This window comes from Laceyella sacchari (assembly GCF_004343255.1).
GTDB lineage: Bacteria > Bacillota > Bacilli > Thermoactinomycetales > Thermoactinomycetaceae > Laceyella > Laceyella sacchari.
Window position 1 is genome coordinate 521,850 of sequence record NZ_SMDD01000001.1, and the last position, 12,862, is coordinate 534,711.

12 protein-coding genes are annotated in these 12,862 nt (G+C 49.8%); 10 read left to right on the plus strand and 2 right to left on the minus strand.

What is annotated here, in order from left to right; genetic code table 11:
- The first annotated feature begins 15 nt into the window (after positions 1-15).
- The 9 genes from pstB to EDC32_RS02510 all read left to right on the plus strand — a co-directional run bounded on the left by pstB (position 16) and on the right by EDC32_RS02510 (position 9,704).
- Complete coding sequence (pstB, locus tag EDC32_RS02470) at positions 16-777, plus strand: phosphate ABC transporter ATP-binding protein PstB (protein WP_132219878.1); 762 nt, start codon at positions 16-18, stop codon at positions 775-777.
- Positions 778-804: 27 nt separating this feature from the next.
- Complete coding sequence (gene phoU / locus EDC32_RS02475) at positions 805-1,455, plus strand: phosphate signaling complex protein PhoU (RefSeq protein WP_132219879.1); 651 nt, start codon at positions 805-807, stop codon at positions 1,453-1,455.
- Positions 1,456-1,674: 219 nt separating this feature from the next.
- A complete protein-coding gene (locus EDC32_RS02480; protein ID WP_132219880.1) occupies positions 1,675-2,886 on the plus strand; it encodes a GTP-binding protein in 1,212 nt (403 codons plus the stop codon).
- Positions 2,887-3,058: 172 nt separating this feature from the next.
- Positions 3,059-5,707 (plus strand): DNA polymerase I, encoded by a 2,649-nt coding sequence (gene polA / locus EDC32_RS02485; protein WP_132219881.1) that lies wholly within the window; start codon positions 3,059-3,061, stop codon positions 5,705-5,707.
- A gap of 93 nt (positions 5,708-5,800) precedes the next feature.
- A complete protein-coding gene (gene mutM / locus EDC32_RS02490) occupies positions 5,801-6,625 on the plus strand; it encodes a DNA-formamidopyrimidine glycosylase (RefSeq protein WP_132219882.1) in 825 nt (274 codons plus the stop codon).
- Positions 6,626-6,688: 63 nt separating this feature from the next.
- Positions 6,689-7,351: a sporulation membrane protein YtaF gene (gene ytaF / locus EDC32_RS02495; RefSeq protein WP_132219883.1), complete on the plus strand. Its 663-nt coding sequence runs from the start codon at positions 6,689-6,691 to the stop codon at positions 7,349-7,351.
- A 13-nt stretch (positions 7,352-7,364) separates the two neighbouring features.
- Positions 7,365-7,967: a dephospho-CoA kinase gene (coaE, locus tag EDC32_RS02500; RefSeq protein WP_132219884.1), complete on the plus strand. Its 603-nt coding sequence runs from the start codon at positions 7,365-7,367 to the stop codon at positions 7,965-7,967.
- Positions 7,937-8,551: a lytic transglycosylase domain-containing protein gene (locus EDC32_RS02505; protein WP_132219885.1), complete on the plus strand. Its 615-nt coding sequence runs from the start codon at positions 7,937-7,939 to the stop codon at positions 8,549-8,551. The genes coaE and EDC32_RS02505 overlap by 31 nt, the downstream gene beginning before the upstream one ends.
- 130 nt (positions 8,552-8,681) lie before the next feature.
- Complete coding sequence (locus EDC32_RS02510; protein ID WP_132219886.1) at positions 8,682-9,704, plus strand: glyceraldehyde-3-phosphate dehydrogenase; 1,023 nt, start codon at positions 8,682-8,684, stop codon at positions 9,702-9,704.
- A gap of 140 nt (positions 9,705-9,844) precedes the next feature.
- On the opposite strand, the gene EDC32_RS02515 is transcribed toward EDC32_RS02510, so the two are convergent.
- Both EDC32_RS02515 and EDC32_RS02520 read right to left on the minus strand, forming a co-directional pair.
- Entirely contained in the window at positions 9,845-10,315 is a 471-nt protein-coding gene (locus EDC32_RS02515; protein ID WP_022735853.1) for a GyrI-like domain-containing protein, read from the minus strand.
- Between the two features lie 127 nt (positions 10,316-10,442).
- Positions 10,443-12,047: a peptide ABC transporter substrate-binding protein gene (locus EDC32_RS02520; RefSeq protein WP_158283200.1), complete on the minus strand. Its 1,605-nt coding sequence runs from the start codon at positions 12,045-12,047 to the stop codon at positions 10,443-10,445.
- Positions 12,048-12,345: 298 nt separating this feature from the next.
- Between EDC32_RS02520 and nrdR the strand changes: the two genes are divergently transcribed.
- Positions 12,346-12,843, plus strand: a complete 498-nt coding sequence (nrdR, locus tag EDC32_RS02525) for a transcriptional regulator NrdR (RefSeq protein WP_022735855.1) — start codon at positions 12,346-12,348, stop codon at positions 12,841-12,843.
- The last annotated feature ends 19 nt before the right edge of the window (positions 12,844-12,862 follow it).

Here is a 12,862-nt window from a genome sequence, read left to right on the forward strand (position 1 = left end):
TAAGAAGGAGAGATTATGGTGAATCCAACGACGATTTCAGTGAAAAACTTGGATTTGTATTATGGCGAGAAACAAGCGCTAAAAAATATTCATATCGATATCGATGAACGGTCGGTCACGGCGTTGATCGGGCCTTCCGGCTGCGGAAAATCCACTTTTTTGCGTACATTGAACCGCATGAACGACTTGATTCCCAATGTGCGAATTGAAGGGCAAATTCTGATTAAAGACACGGATATTTATTCTGACGAAGTAGATGTGGAAATGCTTCGCAAACGGGTGGGTATGGTGTTTCAAGCTCCCAACCCTTTTCCCAAAAGCATTTATGAGAACGTCGCGTACGGTCCGCGGATTCATGGACTAAACGATAAGAAGAAGCTGGATGAGATCGTTGAACGGAGTTTGCGCGGGGCGGCCTTGTGGGATGAAGTGAAAGACCGCCTCAAGGACCGGGCGACGGGATTGTCCGGTGGACAACAACAACGCTTGTGTATTGCGCGTGCCCTAGCGGTAGAACCGGATATCCTCTTGATGGATGAACCCACTTCAGCCTTGGACCCGATCTCCACCCTGAAAGTTGAGGAGCTTGTGCAAGAGCTGAAAAAGAATTACACGATTGTTATTGTAACCCATAACATGCAGCAGGCTGCGCGCATCTCCGACAAGACGGCCTTTTTCTTGAACGGCGACCTGATCGAGTACAACGACACGGATAAGCTGTTTTCCAATCCGGATCATCAACAGACGGAAGAATATATCACTGGCCGGTTCGGCTAATGCCCGGCAGATAAGGAGGCGTTTGGCATGCGTCAATTTGACCAGTCACTTAATGAAGTGAAGCGTGTGTTGCTCACCATGGGAGAAAGATTGGAAATCGCCGTGGACAAGGCTGTTCGTTCGCTGGCTACGCAGAATGACATCTTGGCCAAACAAGTGGTGTTAGAAGATAAAGAGATGGATCGCTTGGAGACGGTGATCGATGACACTGTTGCCAAACTGATAGCGACCCAGCAACCGGTGGCTAAGGATTTGCGCCTGTTGATCGCCGCGATCAAAATCGCGTCCGACATGGAGCGGATGGCCGATTTGGCGGTTAACATCGCCCAAGTCACGATTGAGATGAAAGAAAGCAATTTGGTGCTGTTCAAAGAGTTGATCGATATTCCCAAAATGGCGCAGATCACGCAGAAGATGGTGAATGATGGGATCAATAGCTACATTGACGGCAATGCCGATTTGGCGAAACAACTGGCCAAGACGGACAATCAGGTTGACCAGATGTACTACGATCTGCTCAAAGAGCTCAGCTATTACATGCAAGAGAAGCAACATGTTGAAGTGGCGATCAAGCTTTGTTTCGTCGCCCGTTATTTGGAACGCATCGCCGATCATGCGACCAACATTGCGGAAAGCGTTGTGTATATTGAAACGGGTAAGCAAGTTGACTTGAATTAACCCCCCCTTTTTCAACATAAGCGATCATGAGATAGACAGCCCCCTCTGATGAGGAGGGCTGTTTTTGTTGCATGCAAATATAGTCCCGCTGGTAAGAAGTTGGTTGCCATAAATACGAATAAATACGTTTTATATGAGAGTTTATGGTTTATTATCGTTTACAAATCGTAATTATTACGATATATTAGGTTTGGATAAAGAGTGAGGGGGCATTAGGTAATGCAAAAGAAGATTCCAGTGACCGTGTTGAGCGGATATCTCGGTTCAGGCAAAACGACGATTCTTAACCATGTGCTAAATAACCGGCAAGGGTTGAAAGTGGCGGTGATTGTGAATGACATGAGTGAGATCAATATCGATGCAGATTTGATCGGAAAAGAAGCCAATCTATCTCGCACCGAAGAGCAGCTGGTGGAATTGTCCAACGGGTGCATCTGTTGCACATTGCGGGAGGATTTGCTGAAAGAGGTGGAACGACTGGCCAGGGAACAGCGCTATGACTACATATTGATTGAGTCGACGGGGATCAGCGAACCGATTCCGGTTGCGCAGACGTTTACCTACTCCGATGAAGAGAATGGTGTTGATCTTCCTTCCTTGTGCCGGTTGGATACCATGGTTACCGTGGTGGATGCCAACCGGTTTTGGCATGACTTCTCTTCTGGGGAAAGCCTGCTGGACCGCAAGCTGGCCTTGGGAGAAGAGGATACGCGCGATGTGGTCAGTTTATTGATTGATCAAATTGAGTTTTGCAATGTGTTGATCTTAAACAAATGCGACTTGATCTCCGAGGCAGAGGCGGATCAGTTGGAAGCAGTGTTGCGCAAACTGCAACCAAAAGCTCGATTTATTCGAGCGGTGCAAGGGCAAATCGACCCGAAAGAGATTTTGCATACTCATCTGTTTGACTTTGAGGAAGCCAGCCAATCGGCCGGATGGCTGAAAGAGTTGCAAGAGGAGCACACTCCGGAAACGGATGAGTACGGCATCACCTCGTTTGTGTACCGCCGGCGCAAACCGTTCCACCCAGCGCGCCTGAACGATTGGTTGCACCAATGGCCGGAAGAAGTGGTGCGAGCCAAAGGGATTCTGTGGCTGGCTTCGCGGAATGAATTCGCTGTGCAATTCAGCCAAGCAGGCCCGTCGATCCAGCTGGGCGCGGAAGGACATTGGATCGCGACTCTGCCAGAAGAAGAACGGCGTGAGGTGTTGGCGGAGTATCCTGAGATTCAAATGGAATGGGATGAAAAGTTTGGAGACCGGATGACAGAGTTAGTGATGATCGGCATCGATATGGATCATGCACAAATCGAAGCGCAGTTGGACGCCATTTTATTGACGGATGAAGAGATGGAGATGGATTGGTGTCTCTTGCATGATCCCTTGCCACAGGAGGAAGTGGTAGAGGAAAAATGGGTAGTTGAGCAGTAAATAAAAGTCCGGTGACGTATCAACGTCACTGGGCTTTTTATATGCCTCGAGCATTTGTTCGGTTTTTGTTACCGAAAAACTGGAAGCGTGATTTTTGCTCGTGTTACAATAGAAAAGTATGAATGAAAGAGGCATAAGGTAGCGAATTTTGGAAAAAGGTGTGAATGCATTCGTGAGCAAGTTGATATTGGTGGACGGCAACAGCATTGCTTATCGCGCGTTTTATGCGTTGCCGCTATTGACAAATTCAAGCGGCATCCATACCAATGCGGTGTATGGGTTTGCGATGATGCTGATGAAAATCCTTGAAGAAGAGAAGCCCACTCATATGTTGGTGGCATTCGATGCGGGAAAAACGACTTTTCGCCATGAGAGTTATCAGGAATATAAAGGAACTCGGCAGAAAACGCCAGGTGAGTTGGCGGAACAAATTCCGCTTGTAAAAGAACTGTTGGACGTCTTTCAAATCCCCGCTTATGAAAAAGAAAACTATGAAGCAGATGACATTATCGGCACCTTGGCCAAAGCGAGTGGAAGCCAAGGTGTTGAGACATTGATCGTTAGCGGCGACAAAGATTTGTTGCAATTGGTGGACGAGCATGTTCGGCTTTTGTTGACCCGCAAAGGGGTGACAGAGACTGAGTCTTACGACATCCCTGCCATCAAGGAGAAATACGGGTTGACTCCAGCCCAGATCATCGATTTAAAAGGGTTGATGGGGGACTCATCAGACAACATCCCCGGCATTCCTGGTGTAGGCGAGAAAACAGCGTTGAAATTGTTGGCGAAGTTTCCCACTGTAGAAGAAGTGATCGCGCATGTGGATGAATTGCCCGGCAAAAAACTGCAAGAAAAAGTGCGCGAACATCAAGAACAGGCATTGCTCAGCAAAAAGCTGGCCACGATCTATACGGAAGTGCCGCTTGATTTCGGATTGGATCACTTGCAATTGCCTGAACGGGATACAGAGCGCATCGTCGAGTTTTTCAAAAAGATGGAGTTTAAAACGCTGTTATCGAGGGTGCACAAGCAAGACCATGCGGAAAAAGGTGAGGCGGTCAAAAACGAGGTAGATGTCCGGGAAGTGGCATCCCTGTCCGGCTTGGAAGAAATGGTGGACGTGTTTAATGCGGGATCGCTTGCCTTGTTTATCGAAACATCGGAGGACAATCCCCATCACGCGGATATCGTTGGCTTGGCTATTTCAGATGGTCAGACCCAGTGGTACCTGCCTTGGGAAGTGGCTGAGCAAAGCGATGCGGTTCGGGGTTGGCTCGCGGATGAGGAACGCGACAAGCTGGTTTATGACATGAAGAAAACGCAGATTGTGTTGGCGAACAAAGGAATTATAGCCGCGGGTCTCACCTTTGACGTCTTGTTGGCGGCGTATCTATTGGACCCTTCCGAATCGCAATTGGAGTTGAGTGACATCGTGTCCCGTTATGGGAATGAGCCGATTCCGGCGGATGAAGATGTGTATGGAAAGGGGGCCAAGCGGAAGGCGATTACCGGAGAAGCGTTGGCTCGGCACTTGGCTGCCAAAGCGAAAGCCATCCATCACGTTACGCCGGTGCTGAAGCAAGAGTTGGCAAAACTCGACCTGGATCAATTGCTGTTTGAGTTGGAGATGCCGCTTGCCAGTGTGCTGGCAGAGATGGAGCGCCAAGGTGTTTTCATTGACCAAGCCCGTCTCGAGGAGTTAGGGGTGGAGCTGAAGCAAAGCTTGGATCGGCTGGAGCAGGAGATTTACGAGTTGGCGGGGGTAACTTTCAACATCAACTCTCCCAAGCAACTGGGAGAGATTCTGTTTGACAAACTTGGTCTACCTGTGCTGAAGAAAACGAAGACGGGATATTCGACGAGTGCAGATGTACTGGAAAAACTGGCGCCCCAACATGAGATCGTTGACAAGATTCTGCATTACCGGCAAGTGGGCAAATTGTATTCCACGTATATCGAGGGGTTGAAGAAAGAGATTGGCGCCGACGGCAAAATTCACACTCGGTTTAACCAAACCGTCACTGCGACGGGCCGCTTGAGTTCGACCGAGCCCAATTTGCAGAACATCCCGATTCGGATGGAAGAAGGGCGGCGTATTCGCCAAGTGTTTATCCCATCCGAGCCGGGCTGGCACATCTTGGCCGCCGACTACTCACAGATCGAATTGCGCGTGCTGGCCCATATCTCCGAAGATGAGCAGTTGCAAAAAGCCTTCAAAGAAGATAAAGACATTCACACGCAAACAGCTATGGATGTGTTTGGGGTGGCTGAAGACGAAGTCACGCCGCTGATGCGTCGGCAAGCGAAGGCGGTCAACTTCGGGATCGTGTACGGGATCAGTGGTTTCGGCTTGGCCAGAGGGTTGGACATTCCTCAAAAGGAAGCGCGTGAATTCATCGATCGCTATTTTGAAACATTCCCTGGTGTAAAACGTTACATGGATTCCATTGTGGAGCGGGCACGCAAGGATGGATTTGTTACCACGCTCTCCGGTCGGCGCCGTTACTTGCCAGCGATCAACGCGAAAAGCTTTGGTGAACGCAGTTTTGCGGAGCGGACCGCGATGAATACGCCCATCCAAGGCACGGCGGCGGATATCATCAAGTTGGCGATGGTGAAATTAGCCCAAGCGATGAACGAGCGGAAGCTGGCGAGCCGGATGTTGTTGCAAGTGCATGACGAATTGATTTTTGAAGTGCCGGAAGCTGAACTGGAGGAGATGAAAGAGCTGGTTGTAGCGGTGATGGAAGATGCGTTGCCGCTGTCGGTCCCACTGTCCGTCGATGTGAACAGTGGCAAGACCTGGTATGAAGCAAAGTGATTTGGCATCAGTCACATAGAAGATGAGACAAGCCGTCATCCTTGACAGGGTGGCGGCCTTGCGTTGATTATTGCATTGGGGAGGGAGTAGATCATGCCTGAATTGCCAGAGGTAGAAACAGTACGAAAAACATTGGAGCGGTTGGTGGTCGGCAAGACGATCAAGGATGTGACGGTCAAGCTGGGCCGCATTATCCAACATCCTGATGATGTGGAACAATTTCGCCATCATTTGATGGGTTGTACGATTACTGCCGTTCAGCGCCGGGGGAAATTTTTGAAAATCATTTGTCCGCCGTGGGTGCTTGTATCCCATTTGCGGATGGAGGGAAAGTATCGGTTAGCGGAGGAAACGGAGCCGCTGGAGAAGCATACGCATGTGATATTTCATTTTACGGACGGTACGCAGTTGCGTTATCGCGATGTGCGCCAATTTGGCACGATGCATTTATTTGCCATGGGTGAAGAGGAGCAACGCAACCCATTGAAAAAACTGGGGCCGGAGCCGTTGTCAGACGCGTTTACCCTGGAATGGTTTCAATCCACGCTGGTCAAGCGCAAGGCTAAAGTGAAAGTGGTTTTGCTAAATCAGGAATATCTCGTCGGCTTGGGCAATATTTATGTGGACGAGTCCTTGTTTGCCGCGGGGATACATCCCGAGCGTACCGCGTCTTCGTTGACGGAGGAGGAAGTGGCGCGGTTGCACCAGAGCATCAGGAAAATCCTCGCTGAAGCGGTAGAAGCGGGTGGTTCCTCGGTTCGTTCTTATTTGAACGGCGAGGGCGAGATGGGAATGTTTCAACTCAAAATCCAAGTGTATGGCCGCAAAGGTGAACCTTGTCGAAAATGCGGCGCGCCGATCGAGCGGATCGTGGTAGGTGGACGAGGCACTCACATCTGCCGGACTTGCCAAAGGTAACCCCGCCCTGATCCTCTTTCATAAGATGGGAAGTATCAGCCCATCTTAAAGAGGTGATTAATTATGTGGCACGGGTTATCGGTGATGTGGTTAGCACTGGCGGTGAGCATGGACGGGTTTGGGGCTGGAACGACTTATGGGATGAGAAAAGTTCGCATTCCTTTTGGCTCCATCTTGATTATTGCGGGTTGTTCGGGGATGGTCATTTATTTAGCGATGTTGATGGGACAAGGGATTTCTCATTTCCTTCCACCTGCGTTGACCCATGGGATTGGAGCTGTTCTCTTTATCGCGATTGGCTTATTTGCGCTGTCGCAAGCAGGGGGGGCTCCGAAGAAAGTGGAAACGAAGGCGGCCGCCCAACTGCCAGCCCAACCTGTCGAGCCCACCATTTGGACGTTTCAGCTTGAGAAGTGGGGATTGGTTGTGCAAATATTGAAAACGCCCATGGTTGCGGATATGGATGAATCCGGCACCATTTCAGGTTATGAGGCTGTTTTGTTGGGAACGGCCTTGTCGTTGGATGCTTTTGCCGCGGGGGTAGGAGCTGCGTTCATCGGGATGTCCCCACTGGTGGCGGCGCTGGCGATTGGGTTGATGAGCGCAGTCTGCCTGCGCGCGGGCATGTGGTTCGGCTTCAAGTACGCCGAACGCGCCCGTTTTCGTTGGATGGGATACGCGCCCGGCGTTTTTTTGATCATATTGGGCTTGTTACGGTTAATTTAGAGGAGCGGTGTGGATGATTTTTGGATTGACCGGTGGAATTGCGACGGGAAAAAGCACTGTGGCCGAGATGTTGCAACGGCACGGGGCAGTGATTGTCGATGCGGATAAGGTAGCCCGGCAAGTCGTCGAGCCAGGAGAAGAGGGCTTAAGTCGGATTGCGTCTGTTTTCGGCGACGAGGTGATAAGCCGGGAGGGGACGCTTGACCGGCCTGCACTGGGTCGCATCATTTTTCATGATGAAAAGGCGCGGCGCAAGCTGAATGAGTTGTTGCACCCGCTCATCATGGATAAAATGCGGCGGGACACGGAAAAGGTGAGGCAGACTGAGCCGCACGCGGTGATTATTTGGGATGTGCCGCTATTGATTGAAGAAAAAATGACCGACCTGGTAGATGAAGTGATTCTGGTTTATGTGCCGCAACAGGTTCAATTGGCTCGGTTGCAGGCGCGAGATCATCTTGATAGTGACGAGGCGGCTGCGCGCTTGGCGGCCCAACTGCCGATTGATGAAAAAAAACGGTGGGCCGATTATGTGATCGACAATAGCGGAACACGGGAAGAGACTGAGATGCAGGTGGCGCGCCTATGGAGCGAACTGTGCGCAAAAGTTGGCTGAATCCGGTCAAGGGAATATGGCCAAGCCAAAAAAAGGTCTGGGTGTTGCTGGCGCTTTTGTGGGTGTTGTGCTTGATTGTGGTCCAGAGGATGGAATGCCTGATTTATCCCTTGCGGTATGAGGAGTTGATCTTTAACAGTGCCGAAGCCACCGGTGCAGACCCGTTTTTGATTATGGCTGTGATCCGAGTGGAGTCCAGATTTCAGCTGGATCGAGAATCGGCGGCGGGTGCACAAGGGTTAATGCAGCTCATGCCGGAAACCATGGATTGGATGATCCGCCGGGGCGGATTTTCGCCGGCGCTCAAGGAGCACATCCGCGACCCGGCGATCAACATCCATATGGGCGCTTGGTATCTTGCATATTTGACCAAGCGGTACCATGGCAATAAAGTGGCGGCAATCGCTGCCTACAATGGTGGACACAACCGTGTCTCACGTTGGCTGGACCAAGGTGTTTGGGATGGAACGAGGCAAGGAGCAGTACGGATTCCGATCAAGGAGACCCGGGAATATGTGTACCGGGTTAGTCATTACTATCAGAAATATAAAGAATGTTATTATGATTTACTCAAAGAACAATAATTTGTTTAAATATGTGAACCTGTTCCGGATTTGGGACAGGTTTTCGTTTTTATATTGAAAAATGTGTTATACTGTTTATAATAAAAAAGAGAGATGGTATGTAACATATAGCGGAGGGGAGAGCGGCTACATGGCTGTGCGTATTGCAATCAATGGTTTGGGACGAATTGGACGGATGGTGTTTCGCAAAGCGGCACTTGATCCTGCTTTGGAAGTAGTGGCGATCAATGCGAGCTATCCAGCGGAAACGTTAGCACATTTAGTGAAATATGATACCATACATGGCATGTTTGCTGGTGAAGTGGAAGCGGTTGAGCAAGGGTTGATGGTGAACGGCAAACTGGTTCGCCTAGTGTCCAACCGCAACCCGGAAGAACTGCCTTGGGCGGAACTGGGTGTAGATATCGTGATCGAAGCGACAGGCAAGTTTTGCGACCGCGAGGGTGCGTCGAAGCATTTGAAAGCCGGGGCGAAAAAGGTTGTTATTACGGCACCGGGCAAAAATGAGGACATCACCATCGTGATGGGTGTGAATGAAGAAGCGTACATTCCTGAACAGCACGACATCATTTCCAACGCGTCCTGTACCACCAACTGCTTGGCCCCTGTAGCCAAAGTGTTGCATCAAGCGTTCGGGATTGAATACGGTTTGATGACGACGGTGCATGCATATACCAATGACCAAAAAAACTTGGACAATCCCCACAAGGATTTGCGCCGGGCTCGCGCATGCGCTCAATCCATCATTCCGACGAAGACGGGAGCGGCAAAAGCGTTGGGATTGGTGCTGCCAGAATTGCAAGGGAAGTTGAACGGTTTTGCGTTGCGGGTGCCAACCCCTAACGTGTCTGTAGTTGATTTGGTCGCCGATTTGAAAGTGAAGGTCACAGCGGAAGAGGTTAATCAAGTCTTAAAAGAAGCGGCCGAAACAAAGATGAAAGGCATTCTGCAATATTGTGAAGATCCACTCGTTTCTTCCGACTTCAACGGCAATGAGCACTCCTCCATCGTTGATGCTCTGTCGACGATGGTAATTGGCGAGCGCCAGGTGAAAGTGCTCGCTTGGTACGATAACGAATGGGGTTATTCCTGCCGCGTGGTTGATTTGGCGAAATATGTGGGTGAGCGATTGGCATTGGAAGTGACTGTCTAACCTGTTAAAAACCCTTCTCCACTGTCGGAGAAGGGTTTTTGTGTGCCACATGCCGAATGCAAAGGAGATGTAGCCTTAAACGCGCCGCCTGCATCCCTGAATGTAAAAAGGAATGCTGGCGGCGCGTACGCCATGTGCGTCTATCGTTTGATGGGGATATAGATGTCATACATGTTGTCCGGCGCATCAGGATCGTGGGTGACTGGCGTGTAGCGGTGATCGTACATCTCTAAGCCCAATGTACTGTGATCTTTGCGATACCCCATCTTTTCAATCCATTTCCACGCCCGCTGATAGGTAGCGGGGACGTTTCTTATCGAACCACGATGGGTGAAAACTGCGTAACGTTGGGAGGGAACGGTGAATGACAACATTCCTTCAGGCACATTTTCGGCCAACTTCACTTCAACTGCGATATAACAAGTAAAATCTGTCACCCGGTCATGGCAGGGGCAGACAAAAGAACCGGGGCGTACCTGATGCGGGATTTCGTGAATTCGTTTAACTAATTTCTCCCACACTTTGGGGATTTCCCTGGACATGGTGTACGGTCCCGTCCAACCGAATCCGACGATTTGAAAAGATTCTTTGGTAATGATCCTTCCTTGCATGAGCGCCCCCCTTGGTATATGAGGAAAGAATATATGTTCTCAGGATTATTGTAAATCATATTCAGAATACGAACAAGATTCCTGCGATATTCCCATATCAGCGCGAAATTGGGCGTCAAGTCAAAGCTTATGGCTCTTCGATATACGTCCATTTGAATGAGTACGGCGCGCCAAACGGATGGTGGACATGTCCTTTCACTCTTTGTTTGATGAGGATGGTGTCATTCACATAATAGAGCGGGATGGCAGCATGGTCTTTCTCAATCAGAAATTTTTCCGCTTGGGCCAGGTACTTTACTTGCTTTTGAACTTGAGGTGAATGGGCGGCACGTTTTAATGTTTCATCATAGGGTTTGTCTTTGTACCCTCCGGTGTTGGCGGGATGATCGCTGGTGAATGTATCCAACAGAGTGTAAGCATCGGGATAAGTGGTTGCCCAATCGGACAAGGTGAGGTCAAACTCTCCCCTTTTCTCCAATCGATACTTTTCAGCCCGCGATGTCGTGTTTAGCAACAGGTTAAGATCCAGCGCCTGTTTCAGTTGTTTTTTCAGTTCAACTGCCAGTTGCATGCGGTCATCCTCGTAGCTGAGCATGACCAGGGCAGAAGGCGGTTGGCTGATCCGCAGTTCTTGCATGCCTTCTTGCAATAGGGTGCGGGCTTGGCCTGAGTTGGCCTTATCTGGTGGCAAAGGAGCCTCTTCACGAAACGCGGAGCGGAAACCTTTCACAGACGGTGGAATCAGTCCGCCTGCGGGTTGCGCTTGGCTTTTCAGTACAGAGACCAACTGTTCCCGGTCTATGGCCAGGCTGATCGCTTGTCGAATCTTTTCATTTTGAAAAAAACTGTTTTTACTGTTGAACCGAATATATTGGGTTGTCCATAGTTGGATGGAATGGAATTCGGGCGTATTGGCGTAAGCTTGGGCGAATTCACGAGCGATGCGGGTGATGTCTATTTTGTCGGCATTGTACAAATTAATCGTTCGCGTGGGGTGGTTGGACACATAGAAGATGATATAATCCAGCTTTACCTGTTCCTGATCCCAATACAGTTCGTTTTTTTTCAGGACGATGGTGCCGTCGGCCGACACATCAAGAATGACAAACGGGCCGTTGTGCTTGAGGTTAAGTAGGGTGCTTCTGTTTGTGCTTGGCGGCTGGGTAAATGAATCGCGTTGCGGCAAAAAGGGAGTGAGAGCCAGCAATGTCAAGAAGTTGCGCGTAGGTTGGGACAATCGGACTTGAAGCGTTTCTTCGTTGACCACAGTGATGCCCACTTTATCGGCGCTAACTTCCCCGCGATGGTAATTCTGCGCGTTGACAATCGGATAAAACAGGTAAGCGTTGGGTGAATCGGTTTTCGGGTGCAGGGTGCGCTTCCACGCGCGGGCGAAATCGTACGCCGTAACGGGTTCCCCATCTTGCCACACGGCGTTTCTAAGCTGAAATGTATATACGGTTTGGTCGGCGCTGACGTTCACTTTTTCTGCTAAAGCTGGGATGGGCCGGTTGTTTTGATCCAACCGCATCAAACCTTCAGCCACTTGATTCAGGATCAGCGTCTCGTTGGCGTCCACGGCGAGCGAAGCGTCCAATCGCCAGATTTCATGGGGAATCGTCAGCCGCAGGGTTTGCCGATTGGTTAAGATGTCGTCCGCGGCGGTGGTCGATTGGCATGCGGCCAAACTAAACAATGAGAAGAGAAGTAAACAATTGCGCAACATAGACATGGGATTCCCTCCTTCACTTGCATGGAACCAGAGCATATGAGTTATTATAGAGTGCGGGTTTGAATGACAAATGGTAGAGCATGCGTGTTTTCATTAAGCCTTGGTTAATTTATGGTTGAGGATAAACAGAGAACATGTGACGAGCGAATAACGAAGGGGATAGGATTTTTCTGTTGACAAAATAGCATTGATTTGCTGACGTTTATCTTTAAAATGATAATATAGTCGATATTTGTGATTTTTAGGTATCGCATTCCTTCCGTTGCCAAGGCAGGTAGGATAAAGGAGGAACGGATTCTTGAGATGTCCATTTTGCAATCACAATGGCAGCCGGGTGCTGGATTCGCGTCCAGTACATGAGGGACGTGCCATTCGCCGCCGCCGGGAGTGCGAAAAGTGTGAGCAGCGCTTCACCACGTTTGAAATGGTGGAGGAGCAACCGTTGATAGTTGTCAAAAAAGAAGGAAGCCGCGAAGAATTCAGCCGAGAGAAGTTGCTTAGGGGTTTGATTCGCGCCTGTGAAAAGCGTCCGGTACCCTTGGAACGACTGGAGTCGCTCGTAGTTGAAATCGAGCGGGCTCTGCGGCAGGCAGGAGTGACGGAAGTGCCTTCCAAAGAGATCGGGGAAATGGTGATGGAGCGGCTGATGGAAATTGATGAAGTGGCCTATGTCCGGTTTGCATCGGTCTACAGGCAATTCAAAGACATAAATGTTTTTGTAAATGAACTGGAAGAGTTGTTAAACCGTTCAAGAAATGCGTTGGCAGAAGAGAAAAAGCGGGGCGGCGCCGTATAATTCATTGCCAAATAAGGTT

Bases quoted from the DNA above. Each gene is read 5' to 3' on its own strand.
- pstB (WP_132219878.1), top strand. From the start codon at position 16: ATGGTGAATCCAACGACGATTTCAGTGAAAAACTTGGATTTGTATTAT.
- phoU (WP_132219879.1), top strand. From the start codon at position 805: ATGCGTCAATTTGACCAGTCACTTAATGAAGTGAAGCGTGTGTTGCTC.
- EDC32_RS02480 (WP_132219880.1), top strand. From the start codon at position 1,675: ATGCAAAAGAAGATTCCAGTGACCGTGTTGAGCGGATATCTCGGTTCA.
- mutM (WP_132219882.1), top strand. From the start codon at position 5,801: ATGCCTGAATTGCCAGAGGTAGAAACAGTACGAAAAACATTGGAGCGG.
- ytaF (WP_132219883.1), top strand. From the start codon at position 6,689: ATGTGGCACGGGTTATCGGTGATGTGGTTAGCACTGGCGGTGAGCATG.
- coaE (WP_132219884.1), top strand. From the start codon at position 7,365: ATGATTTTTGGATTGACCGGTGGAATTGCGACGGGAAAAAGCACTGTG.
- EDC32_RS02505 (WP_132219885.1), top strand. From the start codon at position 7,937: ATGGAGCGAACTGTGCGCAAAAGTTGGCTGAATCCGGTCAAGGGAATA.
- EDC32_RS02510 (WP_132219886.1), top strand. From the start codon at position 8,682: ATGGCTGTGCGTATTGCAATCAATGGTTTGGGACGAATTGGACGGATG.
- EDC32_RS02515 (WP_022735853.1), bottom strand. From the start codon at position 10,315: ATGCAAGGAAGGATCATTACCAAAGAATCTTTTCAAATCGTCGGATTC.
- EDC32_RS02520 (WP_158283200.1), bottom strand. From the start codon at position 12,047: ATGTCTATGTTGCGCAATTGTTTACTTCTCTTCTCATTGTTTAGTTTG.